The sequence below is a fragment of the Winogradskyella aquimaris genome (assembly GCF_042676105.1).
Taxonomy (GTDB): Bacteria; Bacteroidota; Bacteroidia; order Flavobacteriales; family Flavobacteriaceae; genus Winogradskyella; species Winogradskyella aquimaris.
Map to the genome: position 1 here is coordinate 748,641 of NZ_JBHTJQ010000016.1, position 20,521 is coordinate 769,161.

A 20,521-nucleotide genomic window follows, 5' to 3' on the forward strand; every position below is an offset into this window, starting at 1 on the left:
TACATTTGTCAAAACGCTATAAGCAACCCAAATGGTTGTTCCAAAAGTATGTAAATGTCTGATACACTTGTTATCATCCCAACGTATAATGAGATTGAAAATATCGAAGCTATTTTAGCAGCTGTATTTTCTCAGGACAAGCTTTTTCATGTTTTAGTGGTGGACGATAACTCACCAGACGGAACGGCAGAAAAGGTCAGCGTTTTACAAAATGAATACGCAGAGAGGTTACACCTGCTAGAGCGAAACAAAAAAAATGGCTTAGGCGCTGCTTATATTGCGGGTTTTAAATGGGCCTTGCAACATCCCTACAAATATATTTTTGAAATGGATGCCGATTTTTCGCATAATCCAAGAGATTTAATAAGGCTGTATAATTCTTGTGCTCGTGATGGGTCTGATATTGCAGTAGGTTCGAGGTACGTTAAGGGAATTACAGTGGTGAACTGGCCATTATCTAGAATCCTTTTGTCTTATGGTGCATCCCGTTATGTGAGGTTAATAACAGGTATGAAAGTCAAGGATTCTACAGCAGGATTCATTTGTTATAAAAGAGAGGTCCTAGAGTCTATTGATTTGGATAAAGTAAAATTTGTAGGTTATGCCTTTCAAATTGAAATGAAATTTAAAGCTTATAAAAAAGGTTTTAAAATTGTTGAAATTCCAGTTATTTTTAGAGATAGAATCAAAGGAAAATCAAAAATGAGCGGCAGTATTATTTCAGAAGCTATTTTTGGTGTTATAAGTTTAAAATTAAAAAGTTTATTTGTTAAGTCTTACTAAAAAATGAAACGACAAATCCTTATAAAAAATGCAAAAATCGTCAATGAAGGTAAAATAGTTGAAGGCGATATACTTATTGAAGATGATATTATAAAAGAAATTGACACTTCAATTAGTGTCAAATCAGCAGATATGACCGTTATAGACGCAGAGGGCAATTATGTATTACCAGGGCTTATTGATGATCAAGTGCACTTTAGAGAACCAGGTCTTACTCATAAAGCTGATATAGAAAGTGAGTCTAGAGCAGCTTTGGCTGGTGGTATAACCTCTTTTATAGAAATGCCTAATACCAATCCACAAACGACTACTGTAGAAAAATTAGAAGAGAAATTTGCGATTGCAGCTCAATCTTCTCATGCCAACTACTCGTTTATGTTTGGTGGTACCAATGATAATTTAGACGAAATACTAAAGGTAGATCCTAAAACAGTAGCTGGCTTAAAGCTGTTTTTGGGGTCTTCAACAGGAAATATGCTGGTAGATGATCCAAAAGTGCTCGAAAAGATTTTTTCAAGTACGGATATGGTCATCTCTGTACACTGTGAAGACGAAGGGACTATTCGAGAGAATTTAGCAAAGTATAAGGCAGAATATGGTGATGATATTCCGATGGAATTACATCCAATAATCAGAAGTGAAGAGGCTTGTTATTTGTCATCTTCAAAAGCTATTGAGTTAGCAAAAAAGACAGGTGCACGATTACACGTATTTCATTTGTCTACAGGGAAAGAAACCAGTTTATTTACCAATAAAATACCGTTAAAAGACAAAAAAATCACTTCAGAGGTTTGTATACACCACTTATGGTTTTCAGATGAAGATTATGCTAAAAAGGGAAGTCATATAAAATGGAATCCTGCTGTTAAAACCGCTAAAGATCGAGATCAGTTGCTTAAGGCATTATTGGATGATCGAATCGATGTTATCGCAACAGACCATGCCCCTCATACCTTGAAGGAAAAAAATAACCCATATACATCTGCGCCTTCTGGAGGACCATTGGTACAGCATGCCTTAGTCGCGCTTTTGGAAATGCATCATCAGGGAAAAATTTCAATTGAGAAAATTGTTGAAAAAGCGTGTCATAACCCTGCTATTCTTTTTGATGTTGAAAAACGAGGATATATTAAAGAAGGTTATTTTGCAGATGTGGTCATCGTAGATCTCAATAGCCCATGGACAGTGAATAAAGCCAATATTCTGTATAAATGTGGCTGGTCTCCTTTTGAGGGAAACACCTTTAAGAGTAGGGTCACTCATACCATTTTAAACGGTCAGCTAGTTTATAACAATTTTAAGGTGCTGGATGTTAAGGCGGCTAAGCGATTAACTTTTAATAGATGAAGCAAGCACTTTACATATTAATGTGTCTGGTTTTGGTGGTTTCTTGTAATGAGAACAATAAACCACCAAAACCAGAAAACCTCATCCCTAAAGACAAGATGGAACGTATTCTCTATGATCTTTATGTGATTAATGCCGCCAAAGGGGTAAATAGAAAACTATTAGAGGATAAAGGCATTGTGCCAGAATCCTATATTTTGAATAAACATCAAATAGATAGTGTTCAGTTTGCCAATAGTAATGCCTATTATGCTTTTGATCCAGATGCGTATAAGGAGATGGTTGAAAAGATCAAAAACAGATTAGAGAATGAAAAAAAAACGTTTGAAGATTTAGAAAAAAAAGAAGGTATTAAGGCTAAGCGACGAAGAGACTCTATAAGAAAACGTAACGAACTAAGAAGAGACTCTATTAAAGCGGCACTGAAAAAAGAAGTAGAAAATTAGTCTTTTTGTTTTAGGTCTTTTAAAAATAATTCACAAATTTCTTCAATTGACTGATCAATTGGTTTAAACTTAAAGTCTAAAGTGTTTTTAATTTTTGAATTATCATATTTGGTTATGCTATTTGCAGATTTAGCCGTTTGTTTAGCTAAGGCTCGTCGCTTTCCGAATAATTTGTGATTCAACCAATCTAGTCTCCAAGCTATATTTAGAAGCCAGGATTTAGCCTGTTTTTTAGGTGGGTTTACTTGTAAAACATTGGCAACTTTATATTGAAAATCCTTAAAACTTAGATTTTCTGAAACCAAAATAAAGCCTTCGTTTTTAACACTACTATCCATAAGCTTGATCATGACATCTACCACATCAAAAGCATCAACATACCCAACAACTCCGTTAACGTAGAAACGCATGCCCTCATATATTTTCCTAAATAGATTACCGCTGCTGCCACCTTTCCAGTAACCTGCGCCAAGGATAATTCCAGGATTTACAATAACTGCATCAATGCCCTCTTGCGTACCTCGCCAAACTTCGAGCTCTGCTCCATATTTAGTTATAGCATAAACGCTATTATCATCTTCTGGATTCCACGCTGTTTGCTCGTTGATGAGTTGCTCTGGGTTTTCATGATGTCCAAGAGCTGCGATGGAACTTACATAACAAAGTTTTTTTACGGAATGACTGATGCACAGGTTAACAATGTTGGCAGTCCCTTCAATATTTATTTTACGCAGTTGATGGTACTTGTCAGGCTCAAATGATACAAATGCTGCGCAATGATATACGTGTGTAATACCCTCAAAGGCTGTATTTAATTTAGGGATATCGTTAAGGTCTGCCTCAACCCATTTAATTTTTTTAAACAAATCATCATGCTGTTCTGAAAAGTATGAAAACACATGAGCAACACGTTTTAAAGTTTTTTCCCTTCTGTAAGTGGCACGTACATTTTTACCATTAGACACTAGCTCATATAGTAAATGAGCACCTACTAATCCTGTTCCTCCTGTAACTAAAATCATCTTTTCATACTGATTTAATTCAAACGCTCTAACTGGGTGTGACGAAGTAAAATTACGTTAAAATTGTCTTTTGTCTTTTAAAGTGGTAACATATCTTTGCCAACGGTCTAATAACACGAGTTTTACAATGAAGAATTTTATAGAGGAATTAGAATGGAGAGGCATGCTACATCAAAGTATGCCAGGAGTAGAAGAACATTTATTAGAAGCCATGCGAAGTGCTTATGTTGGTTTTGACCCAACTGCAGATTCCTTGCATATAGGCAATTTGGTTCCTATTATGTTATTGGCCCATTACCAGCGTTGTGGTCATAAACCGGTAGCTTTGGTAGGAGGTGCGACAGGTATGATTGGTGATCCTTCTGGGAAGTCTAGTGAGCGTAATTTATTAGATGAAAAAACGTTACGTCATAACCAAGAATCGATTAAGAAACAGCTATCCCATTTTTTAGATTTTGAAAGTAATGATGCTAATGCGGCAGTCCTGGTAAACAACTATGATTGGATGAAAGATTTCTCATTCCTGGAATTTATCAGAGATGTAGGCAAGCACATTACAGTAAACTATATGATGGCTAAGGATTCGGTTAAGAGTCGGATTTCTAGCGAATCGGATAGTGAAGGTATGAGCTTCACAGAATTTACGTATCAGTTGGTACAAGGCTATGACTTTTTGCATTTGTATAAAGAGAATCAATGTACCATTCAAATGGGTGGTAGCGACCAATGGGGAAATATTACAACTGGTACTGAATTGATAAGACGCATTGGTAATGGAAAGGGATTTGCTATTACTTGTCCACTTATTACAAAGAGTGATGGATCAAAATTTGGTAAATCTGAAGGTGGCAATGTTTGGTTAGATGCCAAAAGAACATCACCTTATAAGTTTTATCAATATTGGTTAAACTCGAGTGATGAAGATGCTGAAAAGTACATTAAGATCTTTACGTTTTTAAATGAAGAGGAGATTAATGAAATTATTAGATCCCATAAAGAAGCTCCACATTTAAGAGCACTACAAAAAAGGTTGGCCGAGGAAATCACAACTATGGTACATTCAAAGGACGATTTTGAAAATGCAGAACGCGCTTCAAATATTTTATTTAGCAAGACCTTTAAAGAGGATATCAAGACTTTAGATGAAACCACTTTTTTAGATGTCTTTGAAGGTGTTCCACAAGCCCATATATCTAGATCAGATTTTGATGAAGGATTAGATATGATTGGTGCATTGGCTGCAAAAACTAATTTCTTAAACTCTAATGGTGAAGCACGTAGGGCACTAAAAGAAAATTCTGTGTCAGTAAACAAGGAAAAGGTAACTGAAGATTATAGGTTGAGTGCTGATGATTTAATAAACAATACCTATATCATACTTAATAAAGGCAGGAGAAACACTTATATCATAAAAGTGGAATAATAAAAGTGCCCAAAATTTCTTTTGGGCACCTATAACCAATCAATCAACTATTGAAAATCTCTCTTTTCGATAGCCTTTGTTTAGTCGTAATTATTGGGTAAGCCTTACAAGGCCATTAAATTACAACCTCTAATATCGGAGTTGTCAAATCTGCCTATAATTTCAAATCGATTGCTTTCCGAAACCTTACCTAAATCTTGAGTAGCAATAAATGAGCAGGAATTCAAATTAGCCAGGTCTATAATATTTATCCCACCTGTTTTGTTCGGCGGCGTCAGTGTTAAAGCATCTTCCATATCTCTAGTAAAAACTTTCATCCAAGGAGGACACTCAAATATTCCACTACCTTGAGAATAGGCTTGACTTAAAAGCTCTGTCATGCCATATTCACTATGAATTTGATTGATACCAAAACCCGTTTTAAGCCTGTCGTGAAGTTCTTGTCTAATGATTTCTTTTCTTCTACCCTTCATACCACCAGTTTCCATTATAATGGTGTGTTTTAAATTAAATTGAAACTGTTCAACCATATCCAATAGTGCAAATGAAACACCAATCAATAATGTCTTTTGTCCTTTAGCTTCAAGATTATTTAGAGTTTCTGAGAGGTCTTTAAGATTGTTAAGGTAAAATCCGCTTTCAGGATGGTTAGATTTTTTAATCAAATCATCTACCATATAAATGAGTGAGGACCCTTCCCGTTCCAGATAAGAAGGCAATAAGGCTAAAACAACGTAATCTTCAATGTTACCGTAAAAATGATGAAAGCCTTTTAAATAGCTTTCTTGATAAAGGCTTAAATCTACCACATAATGGGTACTTGTTTTATTGCCTGTAGTGCCAGAACTGGTAAATAATTTTTCAGTCTTATTTCGAGAACTCAAGACTTTATGAGTTTTAAAAAACTGGATAGGTAAAAACGGAATATCTTTTATTTGTTTTACATCTGATGGATGCTTATAAAGTAAATCACAAAATGAACGATATACCATGTTGTTTTCAAACTGAAATCTAAAAACCTCAAGGGCCAATGCTTCAAATTCAGCACTGCTTTGGATATTAAAAATGGCGTCTTTAGAAATCATGCTGCAAAAGTATTGAAAATAAAAAAGCGCAGCTAAATCTTAACTGCGCTTTCTTTATGGTTTAAACAATCTTTATCTAATAACTAATTTCTTAGTTGTGGTTGCATTGTTTTGAGTAATCTTTAAAATGTACACACCAGTATTTAAATCAGATACATTAAGAGTATTGTTAGTTAAAGTTTCATTCTTAACTTGCTTACCAAGAATATCGAATACCTGTACATTCATTGCATCATTGTTAGATGATGAAATGGTTACTTTACCAGTATTTGTTGGGTTGGGGTAAACACTGAATGTTGTATTTGATAAACTTCCTGTAGAAAGTGTAACGTCATTTTCATTTCCTGGTGAAAATAATGCACCACCATTTCCTGTAATCGTAGAGTGGTCTACAAAAGCACCTGTAAAGTCAGGACTACGTCCAACAGATTGATCTGTTGCACCAACATAAGTGTAAGCGACAACAACAATACCAGCACCGTTCTTAATTACAACATCGTCACCACCATTGTTAAGGCCTAATCCACCTTCAGAAGAAACTTGGACAAGCCCTGGAATACCTGTTGGTGTACCACCACCAAATACTGTAATAAAACTGTTGCTTGGTATAATAGTACCACCTGGGAAGGTATGTCTTAAGCCAAATCCATCTTCAAGAGTGAAGCCAGAAATATCTAGGCTACTTCCACCAATGTTATATAATTCAACAAACTCATCTTGCGAGCCATCTCTAACTCCATCGCCATTAGCATCGCCAGTAATGTCTCCTGCAGGATCTGCATGGATTTCATTGATAACTAAATCAGTTGTTACAGGATCACATTGTGAAGATGGAACTGTACCAGATAAAGTAGTTCCATCGCAGTCACCACCATTTAAAGTCACACTCCATGCGTCACCCTCAGTTAAACCAGATATAGTTATAGTACCATCAGCAGTTAAAGCAGGGTCATCACCTCCAGGTGTTCCTCCAGTCGCTGAAACATTAACTATTGTATTGTCTAATCCAGTATAAGGAATATTAACAGTTACACCGTCATTATTATCACCAGCAGTGTTGGTCGCGCAAGTATAAGATTCTGTACCTAAAGTAACATCACAAACTGCACAATCAGAAACAGGTCTAGTCCCTAAGGTAGGACAAGAACCGAAAGCAGCTAAACTCATATTAGAAAGGTCCCAAGAAGAAAAACTTCCATCACTATCTAAGTATTGGATACCAACAAAAACTGCAGTCCCGGAAACACCAGATAAGTCAGCGCTGTAAGAACCAGAAGTACTAACAGTTAAAGCTGAGGTCCAATTAGCACCATCAGGACAATTAGCACTGTAATCAGTAGTATATTGAACATTTAAATCTGTACCGTCAAAACCTTCAGTTGCATCAAATAGTAATTCTAAATCAGTCACTCCAGTCATATCTAAAGGACCAAAAATTAACCAAGTGTTAGATTCTTCCATACATCCACCACCGCAGAAACCATTCATAGAGTATGTTCCTCCTGTTTCTGTCCATACATCACTATCAGAATTTGATGCAACAGTAACCAATTCAAATAATTCAGGTCCTGCACTAAGGTCAAAGCATGTGCTTGGTGTTGGGTCGCATTCTGCAGCAGGTACTGTGCCAGACGTAGTTGTGCCGTCACAGTCACCACCATTTAATGTTACGCTCCAAGCGTCACCTTCAGTTAGACCAGAAATAGTAATTGTACCATCAGCAGTTAAAGCTGGGTCATCCCCACCTTGAGAACCTCCTGTTACTGAAACTGAAACTATTGTGTTGTTTGAGCCAGTGTAAGGGATTTCTACAATAACACCATCGTTATTATCTCCAATAGTACTACTTTGACAATTGTATATAGCGGTACCTAAAGCAACACCACATGGCGATCCTGAATAACTAAATGTACCAATAGGAAAAGGAGAGGTACATGTAGCGTTAGTTGTACCTCCTTCGAGTTGGTTTGTGCCACTGTAAGTCCAATTTGAAGATGTAAATGTAGAGCCTTCAGGTCCTGTGCTGTCTAATCTATAGGCCCATCCGTCCGTGTGCTCCCACTCAGGACAAGTAGTTCCAGCTGCATTAGGGTCACAATCAATAGTTCCAAACACGTCAATTACTACAGGTGTAGTATCAACATTAGAAAATAATTCTATAGCATCATCACCATTTATACCCATAGCACCAGTGGTGTAATTAGGGGCAAAACCAAAAAAGTTAGCAAATTCAACGGCTTCTGTAGCTACATAAATGAATGAGCCTGCTGTAACAGCATCCGCAGGGAATGTAAATTCTACACCGTCAGAACCACCTCCATTATTTGCGCTTCCAATGCCGTAAGTACTTAAGTCTGCAATATTATTAATTACATATATTTCGACACCTTTAGGTGTTCCACCAGAGAGTGGTCCATCAAAAGCGCCTGTGATAACTAGATCTTGCCCAAAGGCGAAAAATCCTAACAAACTAAATAGTAAAAAGTAAAGTTTTTTCATAATTGATTTTTAAATACGTTAGACCTCAAATATAATAACATTTACTGAGTTTTGGCAGATGTTTTTATCAACAACATGCTTTTTTACAATAAGTTAACATGGGTATTTTACTCTATATTTTAAAACCACTGCATTTGAATTCAATGTTAGAGAATTGTTATCAATTTCTATATTAGTTATACTTAATAAGATATATTTTATCTTTACGGTAGCTTAAAATTATCTTAACAGTGAAAAAAAAGGACATTAAGATATTATTGGTAGATGATGAGCCAGATATCTTAGAAATTGTTGGCTATAACTTATCTTCTGAAGGATATCAGGTTATAACTGGTGAAAACGGTATGGAAGCCATTGAAAAAGCCAAAAAGCACAAACCGCATTTAATTATTCTTGACGTTATGATGCCAGAGATGGATGGCATTGAGGCTTGTGAACGTATCAGGCAAGACTCTAAACTTAACAATACTATCATTGCTTTTCTAACAGCAAGAGGTGAGGATTACTCTCAAGTCGCTGGTTTTGATGCTGGTGCTGATGACTACATAACTAAACCTATAAAGCCTAAAGTGTTAGTTAGCAAGGTGAAGGCCTTGCTAAGAAGACTGAAGGATACAGATAACCCAAATAGTTCTCTTAAAATAGGTGATTTAGTCATCAATAGAGAAGAATATAAGATTATAAAGAATGGCGAAGAGATTATCTTGCCTAGAAAAGAGTTTGAATTATTATCTTTGTTAGCAACCAAGCCTGGTAAAGTTTTTAAACGCGAAGAGATTTTAGACAAAGTATGGGGCAATGAGGTGGTCGTAGGAGGAAGAACCATCGATGTTCATATAAGGAAACTACGCGAAAAAATAGGAGATAAATCTTTTAAAACGGTAAAAGGTGTTGGGTACAAGTTTGTGGATTGATGTATAAAAAAAGCCTAAAAAAAACCTATAAGTTCGCCTTAAGAACTTCAATTTATGTTACTCTTTTTACAACACTCCTAGTGAGTGTTTTTTTGTACTACTATCATACATTCAATTGGCAAGTTATATTCTTTCCGTTAATGTGTTTCCCATTATGTTTTCTTATTATTCAGTATAGAGTGGAACGATTCATCTATAGAAGGGTAAAAAAAATATATGATGATTTAACACTTTTAGAGTCCACAAGCCTTAGGCAACAACCTATAACAACAGATATGGGAACATTAACCAAGGAAATTGACAAGTATGCGCGAGACAAAAAAATTGAAATTGAAACACTCAAAGTGAGGGAAGAGTACAGAAAGGAATTTATTGGTAATGTCTCTCACGAGCTTAAAACACCTTTGTTTACGGTACAAGGGTATATTGATACACTCTTAGATGGTGGAATTGAAGATGAGAAGCTGAGGAAAAAATATTTAAACCGAGCAAGTAAAGGAGTGGAACGTTTAACCTACATCATCAAGGATTTAGATATGATTACCAAGCTTGAGGTTGGTGATCTCAGTCTCAATAAAGAGCGCTTTGATATTGTAAAATTAGTTCAGAATGTATTTGAGCTTTTTGAAATGAAAGCCGCTAAAAAACGAATAACACTTACCTTTGATATGGATTACCCTAATCCAATAATGGTTTATGCAGATATTGAAAGAATCCAACAGGTACTCACAAATTTAATCGTTAATTCCATAAAATATGGAAGGGAGAAGGGAACAACAGAAGTCAGCATAGAAAACCTTATAAAAAATAAAGTTATCGTAAGGGTAACAGATAATGGTGAAGGTATAAAAAAAGAAAATTTGCCTAGATTGTTTGAACGCTTCTATAGAGTAGATAAAAGTGGTTCGAGAAAAGAAGGTGGCTCTGGGCTCGGACTTTCAATAGTAAAACACATCATTGAAGCTCATGAAGAAAAAATGTATGTAGAGAGTGAGCTGGGTGTAGGTAGCGAATTTTCGTTTACCTTAGAAAAGGCTAAATAGTTTTTTGTAATTAAGGTCGTACTGTAAGTACTTGAATCCGGAATAATTTTCAATATCCATTAACATCTCAACCTTAAACTCATTTTGTTTACAGGTTGGAGCAATAAGCTCATCTTCAAACTTTTTGGCTAAATATTCTTGTTCAAACTGTCCAGGTGTAGGGATGAGAAAAGCCTTTTTTTCTAATTTGGCATAATCCATTATAGAGGTATAACCAGATCTACTCAAAACAAGCGCACTTTCATTAAGTGCTTTTTCAAGTTCAGGGCTGGTCATAAAATTATAGGTCGTGATGTGGTTGGTTGTATTGATATGTTTTTCGTTTTCAATGAGGCCCTTTACAAAACAAACCTGGCCTTTAAAAAACTGTAATTCGTCGAGTAATTTATGCTCTAAATACGACCGTTGAGGTTCCGGTCCCGACAAAATCACGAGCAAATCATATTTTTTTGGAAGGTCTTGTTTTTTAAATCTACTTAAAGGCCCTAAATATTTAATAGAAGCGGTGTAACCCTCAAGATGGCCTAAATCGCCACTTAAGTTTTTAATTCCTAAATGGTCGGGCACCCAGCATTCATCAAATTTAGATATGATATTTTGATGAAGTTTAGAGCTCAACCAGGTGGTACTTCCGCTAAGAACACGCAACTGATGAGTGATAAAAACAGAAGGAACATCTTTGGATCTAACACCAAACCTATTGTCCGAAATAATTCCTGAAATATTTTCAGACCGCACCAGACTGTCGGTAACATTTTTCTCTCGTTTTATGGTCTTGAGTAAACTTGGAGAATCTTTGATGAGCTTAAGCTTAAAACTATTGGCTTTTTTAGAATAGGTGATATTGTATGACGGCAACTCAAAGGTTTCAAGTTGAGGAAATTCCTTTTGTAACAGTTTAAGTGCTTCACCATCGCTGGCAATTACAGGTTCAAACCGATTTGCTATTAAAGCATTTATAATAGGGATGCTTCGAGTTGCGTGGCCTAAACCCCAGTTTAGGGGTGCAACTAGAATACGATTTTCACTCTCCATTGGTATGGTCATAAAATGTAAGCTAAAAACAAAGATATACCTAAAAATGTTTCCTTAATTTTACCAAATTATTATTAAGTCGTAAAACGTGGGAAGCAAAAACAAACTCAAAAGATTTAAGGAAAATGAAACCTTTGATAACGTTTTTCAGCCGTCTAGGGCAGAGCTTATAGAAGGGCACTATAATCTAAAGGGTAATTGGAAACAAGTAGTGTTTAAAAACCAAAATCCATTGGTATTAGAATTAGGTTGTGGTAAAGGAGAATACACAGTTGGTTTAGCACAGCGTTATCCTAACAAAAACTTTGTTGGTATAGATATAAAAGGTGCCAGATTTTGGAGGGGAGCAAAAACGGCAATAGAAGAGAAAATAGACAATGCAGCTTTTTTAAGAACTCAAATTGAGTTGATAGAATTTGCTTTTGAAGAAAACGAAGTCGATGAAATATGGATCACGTTTCCTGACCCTCAGATAAAATATAAAAGAACCAAACACAGATTAACCAATATTCAGTTTTTAGAGCGTTATAAAAAGATTCTTAAGCCAAATGGGTTAATGCACTTAAAGACTGATAGTGAGTTTATGCATGGATATACCCTTGGATTGCTTCATGGTCTGGGTTACGAGGTGTTATATGCTAACCATAACGTTTACAAATTAGAAGGTAGTCCTGAAGAAGTGACGCAAATACAAACCTTTTACGAAAACCAGTATTTAGAAAAAGACAAAGCAATTACGTATATTAGATTTAAAATCAACTAAAATTTGAGCATTACCGTTGTCTTTTTCCTCGGACTTTTTGTTGCACTCATTGGTGTTATTCCACCTGGTTTGCTCAACATGACAGCAGCTAAAATTAGTCTTAAGGAAGGGCCGAGTCGAGGTATTACCTTTTCTTCTGGGGTCTGTTTAGTGGTTTTTATTCAAACATATATAGCGGCTATCTTTGCACGTTATTTATCAAACAGACCTGATATCGTAGAAATACTTCAGCGTGTGGCTTTTGTCATATTTGTATTGATAACCATTTATTTCCTTGTTATTGCAAGAAATCATAAAGAGAGCAGTGTAGAAGATGAAGATGTTATGAGTAAACGAAGCCGTTTTTTTCATGGTATGCTCATGTCTTCGCTCAATGTGTTTCCTATTCCTTACCAAGCCTACATGACTATCACCTTAGCCTCATTCGGTTGGATGGATTTTGAAAAAACGAGTATAGTGACCTACGTTACAGGTGCAGCTATGGGTACCTTTGTAATGCTCTACTTTTATATTTTCTTTTTTGATAAAATAAAAGACAAAAAATTCACTTCTCAAAAAAGTATGAATTACAGTATAGGCATCATTACTGGTATAGTGGCTCTGATAACGTTTATTAATATTCTGAAAGAATTATAATGAAGCCTGAAACTCTTGGGTTTTTCGAAAAAGTATATGATGTCGTAAAGCTCATTCCTTATGGAAGAGTCACGAGCTATGGTGCTATTGCAAAATATTTAGGTGCTACTAGAAGTGCCCGTATTGTGGGTTATGCTATGAATAATTCCCATGGAAACGATGTGCCTGCGCATCGCGTGGTGAACAGAAATGGACTCCTCACAGGAAAGCATCATTTTGAAGGCACAAACCTGATGCAGCAATTACTCGAAAACGAAGGTGTTACAGTTTATGATAACCAAGTTCAAGATTTTGATACTGTGTTTTGGGATCCCTCAAAAGAATTGTAATCTGAGTTCTCGGCTTCCTATTAAACTCCTTACATCTATTCTGTCAATCAAACCATAAATAACTTCTAGTTACCTACTTCTTACTTCTACCTTTATTAACTATCTTTGCATTTAGATTAAATCTAGATAAGAGTGAAGCTTAAAAAACAAGACATAATAAATGCTCTGAAAACCATAACCGTTCCTGGGGAAGGTGATAATATGGTGGACAGTGGAGCGGTAACCAATGTGGTGACATTTGCTGATGAGGTAATCGTAGATATCACGATTAAAAATCCAAGTCTTCAAGCCAAGAAAAAAACCGAAGTAGAAATATTGCAAACCATTCATAAGGAGGTTTATGAAAAGGCCAAGATTAAGGTAAATATTAAAGTTGATGCACCAGCAAAACCTGTTTCTAACGTAATTAAAGGAAAACCTATTCCTGGAATTCAAAACATTATTGCAGTGGCATCTGGAAAGGGCGGTGTCGGTAAATCTACTGTAACGGCTAATTTAGCCGTGACTTTATCTAAGATGGGTTTTAAAGTTGGTGTATTAGATGCAGATATTTATGGACCATCTATTCCTATTATGTTTGATGTTGCCAATGAAAGACCACTCTCGGTAAATATTGATGGTAAGTCTAAAATGAAACCTATCGAAAACTATGGAGTTAAAATCTTATCAATAGGGTTTTTTACAAAGCCAGATCAAGCGGTCATCTGGAGAGGACCTATGGCTTCAAAAGCACTAAATCAAATGATTTTTGATGCTGCCTGGGGAGAATTGGATTTTCTTTTACTCGACTTGCCACCTGGTACGGGTGATATCCATTTAAGCATTATGCAAGCACTTCCAATTACTGGTTCTGTAGTTGTAAGTACACCTCAAAATGTTGCATTGGCAGATGCCAAGAAAGGGGTTGCAATGTTTCAGCAAGACAGTATAAAGGTGCCCGTTTTAGGTATTATTGAAAATATGGCATACTTTACACCTGAGGAATTACCAAATAATAAATATTACATTTTTGGACAGCAAGGTGCTAAACATTTGGCAGAAGATTTAGAAGTACCGTTTTTAGGTGAAGTGCCTTTAGTTCAAAGCATAAGAGAAGCTGGAGATGTAGGTAGGCCTGCAGCGCTTCAAACGGCAACACCAATTGAACAGGCATTTGAAGTTATAACCAAAAATGTGGTTCAGGAAGTTGTGAATAGAAACGAAAACTTACCTGCAACGGAAGCGATAAAAATTACAACAATGGCAGGATGTTCTGCAGTAAATAAAAAATAGATGAGCTCAGAAGAATTAAAATTAAATGTGCAAAAGGCGTTAGATGAAATCCGACCTTTTTTACAAAGTGATGGAGGTGATATTAATTTATTGTCTATTGACGACGACAAATTCGTTAAGGTACAATTGGTAGGTGCTTGCACATCCTGCAGTGTAAACCAGATGACCTTAAAATCTGGTGTAGAAATGACCATCAAAAAATATGCGCCTCAAATAGAGCGCGTGATTAATGTAGAGTAGCAAGTGTGACATTTGTCACATTCTACCTTATACTACATTATTAATTTTGACGCCAACGCTTGATAACATGATTACGACAGATATACTTATTATAGGAGCCGGACCAACAGGATTGTTCACGGTTTTTGAAGCTGGTCTTTTAAAACTTAAGTGTCATTTAATTGACTCGCTTCCTCAACCAGGCGGCCAATGCTCCGAGATTTATCCAAAAAAACCTATTTACGATATTCCAGCTTACCCAGAGATTTTGGCAGGGGATTTAACGGACAAATTGATGGAACAATGTAAACAGTTTGAGCCTGGTTTTACATTGGGCGAGCGTGCGGATACTATTGAAAAACAAGAGGATGGTACCTTTATAGTTACTACAAATAAGGGGACCAAGCATAAAGCGCCAGTAGTAGCTATTGCAGGTGGTTTAGGAAGTTTTGAGCCAAGAAAACCACTCATAGATAATATTACGGACTACGAAGATAAAGGTGTAGAGTATATGATTAAAGAACCAGAAATGTACCGCAATAAAAGAGTGGTGATTGCTGGTGGTGGAGATTCTGCCTTAGACTGGAGCATATTCTTGGCCGATGTAGCTTCAGAAGTAACCCTGATTCACAGAAGGAATGAGTTCAGAGGGCATTTGGACTCAGTAGAAAAAGTACAAGAGCTAAAATCTGCAGGTAAGATTAATTTAATTACTCCAGCAGAAGTCATTGGTCTTGAAGGTGAAGGTCAACTAGAAAGTGTGACTATAAAACGAGAGGCCAAAGTTTTCAAAAAAGAGTGTGATCACTTTGTGCCATTATTTGGTCTATCTCCAAAATTGGGACCAATCGCTGATTGGGGTTTGGAAATAGAAAAAAATGCCATTAAAGTGAACAACGCTCTAGACTATCAGACCAATATCCCAGGTATTTTTGCCATAGGTGACGTTAATACATATCCAGGAAAGTTAAAGTTAATTCTTTGCGGATTTCATGAGGCGACTTTAATGTGTCAAGCCGCTTATCAAATTATCAACCCTGGGAAGCGTTATGTTTTAAAGTATACCACCGTAGCTGGCGTAGATGGATTTGATGGTACGCGCAAAGAAGCCCCAAAAGCTGTTGTTAAAGCCATTGAGTAAACTTATTTTGGAAAATCAAGACGTTAAAATTACAATTATAGATCGGGATGGTGTGACCCATCAAGTTGATGCACCAACTGATATGGCCATGAATCTCATGGAAGTTGTACGTTCTTATGAACTTGCACCAGAAGGTACTATTGGTGTGTGTGGGGGTATGGCTATGTGTGCATCTTGCCAGTGCTATGTGCTTAGTGATACCAAATTACCAGAAATGCAAGATGATGAAGAGGCAATGTTGTCAGAGGCCTTTTATGTGAAGGAAAATTCTAGATTAGGTTGTCAAATACCAATTACTCCAGAGTTGGAAGGCTTAGAGGTGGAGTTAGCGCCAGAGTCTTAATGATAAAGATTTATATTTAGGCCGTCTTATAATCTATCAAAGGTGTAGGACCTTCAAGAAGAACCCTTACTATTTTTAAAGTACCGTTATCGGTTGTGGCAATTTGCCATTTGATGAGCGAAATTTGTCCCTTTTCAATTTCAAGTCCAGTAATACTTCTAGGATGCACACAACTACCATCATTGAAAAATGCAATATCGCCTGGTTCTGGAAAACGAGGCCTGTGTGTATGTCCTGTAATAGTAACTAAGTTGTTGTTTGCTACAATCCATTTTTTAGTCCTGCGCTCTATTTTAATAAGCTCTTTGTAATTTTTCGCTGGACTAGTTGGATCTGCAATACCCATCACATTTAAAGGTTTCCATAGAATACGCACCATAAACCGACTCAACTTCCAGAATAAGTAATTCCACCAATCCGCTTGATGACCATGACAAAGAAATAATTCTTGCTTAGTTTCAGAATGTTCTAAAACAATTGCTTCATGATATTTGATATCACAAAATAACTCAACATCTCCTCCTACTTTTGGATCAAAGTAGGTCGATAGATTCTTATTAACATGCTTTTGGTCTTGGTAAACCATATCATGGTTTCCCCAAATCATATGTAGACGGTTGTCCTCATGAAACTGCTTCATGAGCATGTAGACATTTTTATGGGCATTTAGGATAGTATCAAATGATAAATTTTCCCAAAGTTCGTCTCCGTCGCCAAGTTCACAATAACTGAATCCTTCGTTGAAGTAATGCTTCAATGCGTGAAAATATATGTTTCGGTTATTTGCAAAGTCATCAGCAAAACTATTGTCACCACGATGGCAATCACTAAACAAAATGAATTTTGAGGTGTCATCAAAATGAATACGATGAGCATTTTTATAGGCACGATCTAACCTCGATTTAGAAGACATTTCTAATGTTTTTTCTAAAGTAGTAAAACTTATTGGATTTTTTCTGTTGCTATTGGTAACAAACGCTCAACAAATAAGGAATAGGCTAATTCAGAAGGATGTAATTGATCTTGAGCTACCAAATCAGGATTCTCTAATCCTTGTCGTGTAATATCGGTAATATAGACAAAGGTTATGCCATTGGCATTACAGTAATTCTGAGCAAAAGTATTGTACTGGTCTATTTCTTGGGATGTTGTGGGCGAATATCCAAAACTTTGGCCAAAGGGAGTGTAGGCATAATCTGGTATTGAAATAACAATTACTCTGTTGGCATTTCCTTGGGCCAATTCTAATGCTTTACTAGCTAAAATTGGAAACTCTTCTTCATATAAAGAAAAGGGTCTGTTTTGGTATTGATTATTGACGCCGATAAGTAGCGTAACTAAATCAAAGCTGTTTGGTGGGTTTTGTGAGTTGATGTTATTAATGAGGCTTGTGGTCGTCCAACCTGTTTGGGCAATAACCTGAAGGTTAAAACTATCTTCATTAGGAAATCGATTACTTAAACTATCCTTTAATTGCTCTGGGAAACGACATGTTTCACAAACGCTCTGACCTATAGTGTAACTGTCTCCTAAGGATAAAATATCATAGGTTTTAGGCGTTCTTGGTAATGAATCGTCGTTGTTATTGCAGTTCAAAAAACCTAAGAAAATCAGTAGAATAAACGCTCTCTTCTTCATAGCAGTAAAGTTAATATATTATCAAAATAAAAATGCTTCTCAAATCAGAGAAGCATTTTGACAAGGTAAGTACCTTTTACTTTTTTATTTAAAGGCATTTAAACCTGTGATATCTAAACCTGTAATTAATAAATGAATGTCGTGTGTGCCTTCATAGGTAATTACGCTTTCCAGGTTCATGGAATGGCGCATAATACTATACTCACCAGTAATTCCCATACCACCTAACATTTGTCTGGCCTCACGAGCTATATTAATGGCCATTTCTACGTTATTTCGTTTTGCCATGGAAATTTGTGCAGATGTTGCTTTATCTTCATTACGTAAAACACCAAGTCTCCAAGTAAGCATTTGTGCTTTGGTGATTTCGGTAATCATTTCAGCTAATTTTTTTTGCTGTAGTTGAAACTGGCCTATTGGTTTACCAAACTGAATACGCTCTTTACTATATCTTAAGGCAGTGTCATAGCAGTCCATAGCAGCGCCAATAGCTCCCCAAGCAATACCATATCGAGCAGAATCTAAGCAACCTAATGGTGCTCCCAAACCAGATTTGTTAGGTAATAAGTTCTCTTTTGGCACTTTAACGTTATCAAAAATAAGCTCTCCTGTTGCAGAAGCCCTTAAAGACCATTTATTGTGCGTTTCTGGGGTAGAAAATCCCTCCATACCACGTTCCACGATTAAACCGTGAATACGCCCTTCTTCATTTTTCGCCCAAACGACTGCCACTTGGCAAAAAGGTGCATTAGATATCCACATTTTAGCACCATTCAAAAGATAATAGTCCCCCATATCTTTATAGTTGGTCGTCATACCTCCTGGATTACTGCCATGGTCTGGTTCCGTTAATCCAAAAGAACCCATCCACTCACCAGAAGCTAACTTTGGCAAGTATTTTTGGCGTTGTTCTTCAGTGCCATATTTCCATATAGGATACATCACTAGAGACGATTGTACGGAGGCTGTACTTCGTACGCCAGAATCTCCACGTTCGATTTCTTGCATTATTAAACCATATGAGATTTGGTCTAAACCTGCTCCTCCATATTCTTCTGGAATATAGGGGCCAAAAGCACCAATTTCTGCCAAACCGCCAATAATGGATTTAGGAAATTCTGCTTTTTGCGCTGCTTCTTCAATGATTGGCGACACATCACGTTTTACCCATTCTCTGGCTGCATCACGAACCAATTTGTGTTCATCGGTGAGTAATTCGTCTAAATTATAGTAGTCAGGTGCTTCGAATAAATCTGGCTTCATATATCTTTTATTTTATAGGAAGCAAAAGTAACGAAATCGTTTTCATTGCCCAACAAAGCTTTACATTTTCAGATAAAAATCTTTGGTTAAATCAATATAATCTTGGGTGTAATTATGTCTCGAGGTTTCAATTATTAATTCTGAAGTCTTCACCGCTGTTTCATGATATGAAAACTCAATAAGACTGCGTTTTATTTCAGCTTCAGGATGACCTTTCACGTGAAGGATGCGTTTAGGGGAAAGACCAATACTAGAAGCCAATTCAATAAAGCTACTCTCCTCTTTTTTGGGAATAACGGTTGAAAATATGCCATCTTGCCCAAGTAAATGGGCTACAGCATAAATAATGTGTCTAAAAGGCATGGCATCATTAAAACGTGCCAGGTCTCTAGTTTTGTCTTCGGTTTTATAATCTTCAGAATAAAATGGAGGATTACAAATGATTAAATCGAAAGTATCTTCAACCTCTTCAACAAACTCTAAGAGAGAAGCATGGTAACAAAACAAACGTTCATTCCATGGTGAGTTTTCAAAATTCTCTGAACATTGTTCAAAAGCATTGTCTTCTATTTCTATGGCTTCAATTTGTTGTGCATTGCTACGTTGTGCCATTATTAGACTTAAAACCCCAGTACCAGCACCAATATCCAGGACATTAAAAGGATTGTGTTTTAATGAAGTCCAAGTTCCTAACAATACTCCATCCGTGCCAATCTTCATGGCGCATCGGTCTTGGTTTACTGTAAACTCTTTGAATTTAAAAGGCTTACTCATTAAGGTAAAGATCTATAAGCCCTTCTGGTGTTTTTACCTCAATAGTTCTATTGGTTTTATCAACGTTGACTATGAATTCATCATTCATGGGTATTAAGATTTCAATACCATTTCTGTCAATTTCGAAAAGAGCCTGGGCTGTCGAGTCGTTAATTGCTGTGATTGTTCCGACCTCACCAAAGTTGCTATCTATGACTTTAAAACCGATAACTTCATGAAAGTAAAATTTATTCCCATCCAATTTTGGGAGTAACTCCAATGGTAAATAAAGCTCGCTTTTTAATAAAGCTTCAGCATCTACCTCGGTATCCACATCTTCAAATTTTAGCCTCAGTAAATCCGATTTATGTAATTGAGAGGATTCTACGAAAAAGGGAACAAGATTTCCTCTAAGGTCCATGAAGACCGCATCTATATTTTCGTACAGTTCAGGTTCATCCGTGTCTAGTTTAACTAAAAGCTCACCTTTGTAGCTGTACTTTTTTACAATTTTTCCTAAGTAAAAACAATCTTCTTTTTTCATGAGATTTTAAATCAAACAAAAAA

22 protein-coding genes are annotated in these 20,521 nt (G+C 36.3%); 13 read left to right on the forward strand and 9 right to left on the reverse strand.

The window, feature by feature from the left end; translation table 11 throughout:
• Positions 1 to 54 precede the first annotated feature (54 nt).
• The 3 genes from ACFQ1K_RS13400 to ACFQ1K_RS13410 are packed head-to-tail and all read left to right on the forward strand — an operon-like array spanning position 55 to position 2,576.
• Complete coding sequence (locus ACFQ1K_RS13400; RefSeq protein WP_320554246.1) at positions 55 to 783, forward strand: polyprenol monophosphomannose synthase; 729 nt, start codon at positions 55 to 57, stop codon at positions 781 to 783.
• A 3-nt stretch (positions 784 to 786) separates the two neighbouring features.
• Positions 787 to 2,130, forward strand: a complete 1,344-nt coding sequence (locus ACFQ1K_RS13405) for a dihydroorotase (protein WP_320554245.1) — start codon at positions 787 to 789, stop codon at positions 2,128 to 2,130.
• Positions 2,127 to 2,576, forward strand: a complete 450-nt coding sequence (locus ACFQ1K_RS13410) for a DUF4296 domain-containing protein (protein WP_320554244.1) — start codon at positions 2,127 to 2,129, stop codon at positions 2,574 to 2,576. Before ACFQ1K_RS13405 ends, ACFQ1K_RS13410 begins: the two co-directional genes overlap by 4 nt.
• On the opposite strand, the gene ACFQ1K_RS13415 is transcribed toward ACFQ1K_RS13410, so the two are convergent.
• A complete protein-coding gene (locus ACFQ1K_RS13415) occupies positions 2,573 to 3,598 on the reverse strand; it encodes an NAD-dependent epimerase/dehydratase family protein (protein WP_320554243.1) in 1,026 nt (341 codons plus the stop codon). The genes ACFQ1K_RS13410 and ACFQ1K_RS13415 overlap by 4 nt on opposite strands.
• Before the next feature lie 127 nt (positions 3,599 to 3,725).
• Between ACFQ1K_RS13415 and tyrS the strand changes: the two genes are divergently transcribed.
• A complete protein-coding gene (tyrS, locus tag ACFQ1K_RS13420) occupies positions 3,726 to 5,021 on the forward strand; it encodes a tyrosine--tRNA ligase (protein ID WP_320554242.1) in 1,296 nt (431 codons plus the stop codon).
• Positions 5,022 to 5,125: 104 nt separating this feature from the next.
• Here the strand turns inward: tyrS and ACFQ1K_RS13425 are convergent, their stop codons facing one another.
• On the reverse strand, positions 5,126 to 6,106 hold the full coding sequence (locus ACFQ1K_RS13425; protein ID WP_320554241.1) for a LuxE/PaaK family acyltransferase: 981 nt from the start codon (positions 6,104 to 6,106) through the stop codon (positions 5,126 to 5,128).
• Positions 6,107 to 6,178: 72 nt separating this feature from the next.
• Positions 6,179 to 8,605 carry a lamin tail domain-containing protein gene (locus ACFQ1K_RS13430; RefSeq protein ID WP_320554240.1) on the reverse strand — a complete coding sequence of 809 codons (2,427 nt, stop codon included), beginning with the start codon at positions 8,603 to 8,605 and terminating at the stop codon, positions 6,179 to 6,181.
• A gap of 230 nt (positions 8,606 to 8,835) precedes the next feature.
• Between ACFQ1K_RS13430 and ACFQ1K_RS13435 the strand changes: the two genes are divergently transcribed.
• Positions 8,836 to 9,519, forward strand: a complete 684-nt coding sequence (locus tag ACFQ1K_RS13435) for a response regulator transcription factor (protein ID WP_320554239.1) — start codon at positions 8,836 to 8,838, stop codon at positions 9,517 to 9,519.
• Positions 9,519 to 10,562, forward strand: a complete 1,044-nt coding sequence (locus ACFQ1K_RS13440; RefSeq protein WP_320554238.1) for a sensor histidine kinase — start codon at positions 9,519 to 9,521, stop codon at positions 10,560 to 10,562. The genes ACFQ1K_RS13435 and ACFQ1K_RS13440 overlap by 1 nt, the downstream gene beginning before the upstream one ends.
• Here the strand turns inward: ACFQ1K_RS13440 and ACFQ1K_RS13445 are convergent.
• Positions 10,545 to 11,609 (reverse strand): glycosyltransferase, encoded by a 1,065-nt coding sequence (locus tag ACFQ1K_RS13445; protein ID WP_320554237.1) that lies wholly within the window; start codon positions 11,607 to 11,609, stop codon positions 10,545 to 10,547. The two genes, ACFQ1K_RS13440 and ACFQ1K_RS13445, sit on opposite strands and share 18 nt — an antisense overlap.
• 76 nt (positions 11,610 to 11,685) lie before the next feature.
• Here ACFQ1K_RS13445 and trmB point away from each other — a divergent pair, with 76 nt between their 5' ends.
• From trmB to ACFQ1K_RS13480, 7 genes are all read left to right on the forward strand, one after another.
• Positions 11,686 to 12,360, forward strand: coding sequence for a tRNA (guanosine(46)-N7)-methyltransferase TrmB (trmB, locus tag ACFQ1K_RS13450; protein ID WP_320554236.1), 675 nt, complete (start codon positions 11,686 to 11,688; stop codon positions 12,358 to 12,360).
• Between the two features lie 3 nt (positions 12,361 to 12,363).
• Positions 12,364 to 12,996: a LysE family transporter gene (locus tag ACFQ1K_RS13455; RefSeq protein WP_320554235.1), complete on the forward strand. Its 633-nt coding sequence runs from the start codon at positions 12,364 to 12,366 to the stop codon at positions 12,994 to 12,996.
• Positions 12,996 to 13,325 carry an MGMT family protein gene (locus ACFQ1K_RS13460; RefSeq protein WP_320554234.1) on the forward strand — a complete coding sequence of 110 codons (330 nt, stop codon included), beginning with the start codon at positions 12,996 to 12,998 and terminating at the stop codon, positions 13,323 to 13,325. The genes ACFQ1K_RS13455 and ACFQ1K_RS13460 overlap by 1 nt, the downstream gene beginning before the upstream one ends.
• A 132-nt stretch (positions 13,326 to 13,457) precedes the next feature.
• Entirely contained in the window at positions 13,458 to 14,597 is a 1,140-nt protein-coding gene (locus tag ACFQ1K_RS13465) for an Mrp/NBP35 family ATP-binding protein (protein ID WP_320554233.1), read from the forward strand.
• Positions 14,598 to 14,837 carry a NifU family protein gene (locus tag ACFQ1K_RS13470; protein WP_320554232.1) on the forward strand — a complete coding sequence of 80 codons (240 nt, stop codon included), beginning with the start codon at positions 14,598 to 14,600 and terminating at the stop codon, positions 14,835 to 14,837.
• Positions 14,838 to 14,904: 67 nt separating this feature from the next.
• Positions 14,905 to 15,957 (forward strand): NAD(P)/FAD-dependent oxidoreductase, encoded by a 1,053-nt coding sequence (locus tag ACFQ1K_RS13475; RefSeq protein WP_320554231.1) that lies wholly within the window; start codon positions 14,905 to 14,907, stop codon positions 15,955 to 15,957.
• A complete protein-coding gene (locus ACFQ1K_RS13480; protein ID WP_320554230.1) occupies positions 15,950 to 16,300 on the forward strand; it encodes a 2Fe-2S iron-sulfur cluster-binding protein in 351 nt (116 codons plus the stop codon). Before ACFQ1K_RS13475 ends, ACFQ1K_RS13480 begins: the two co-directional genes overlap by 8 nt.
• 16 nt (positions 16,301 to 16,316) lie before the next feature.
• Here the strand turns inward: ACFQ1K_RS13480 and ACFQ1K_RS13485 are convergent, their stop codons facing one another.
• The 5 genes from ACFQ1K_RS13485 to rimM all read right to left on the reverse strand — a co-directional run bounded on the left by ACFQ1K_RS13485 (position 16,317) and on the right by rimM (position 20,498).
• Positions 16,317 to 17,213, reverse strand: a complete 897-nt coding sequence (locus ACFQ1K_RS13485) for a metallophosphoesterase family protein (protein WP_320554229.1) — start codon at positions 17,211 to 17,213, stop codon at positions 16,317 to 16,319.
• Positions 17,214 to 17,242: 29 nt separating this feature from the next.
• The gene (locus tag ACFQ1K_RS13490) at positions 17,243 to 17,938 is read right to left on the reverse strand and encodes an SGNH/GDSL hydrolase family protein (protein WP_320554228.1); all 696 of its coding nucleotides are present in this window, start codon (positions 17,936 to 17,938) and stop codon (positions 17,243 to 17,245) included.
• 84 nt (positions 17,939 to 18,022) lie between these two features.
• Positions 18,023 to 19,201 carry an acyl-CoA dehydrogenase family protein gene (locus ACFQ1K_RS13495; protein ID WP_320554227.1) on the reverse strand — a complete coding sequence of 393 codons (1,179 nt, stop codon included), beginning with the start codon at positions 19,199 to 19,201 and terminating at the stop codon, positions 18,023 to 18,025.
• A gap of 60 nt (positions 19,202 to 19,261) precedes the next feature.
• Positions 19,262 to 19,975, reverse strand: coding sequence for a tRNA1(Val) (adenine(37)-N6)-methyltransferase (locus ACFQ1K_RS13500; RefSeq protein ID WP_320554226.1), 714 nt, complete (start codon positions 19,973 to 19,975; stop codon positions 19,262 to 19,264).
• A complete protein-coding gene (gene rimM / locus ACFQ1K_RS13505) occupies positions 19,968 to 20,498 on the reverse strand; it encodes a ribosome maturation factor RimM (RefSeq protein ID WP_320554225.1) in 531 nt (176 codons plus the stop codon). Before rimM ends, ACFQ1K_RS13500 begins: the two co-directional genes overlap by 8 nt.
• Positions 20,499 to 20,521 lie beyond the last annotated feature (23 nt).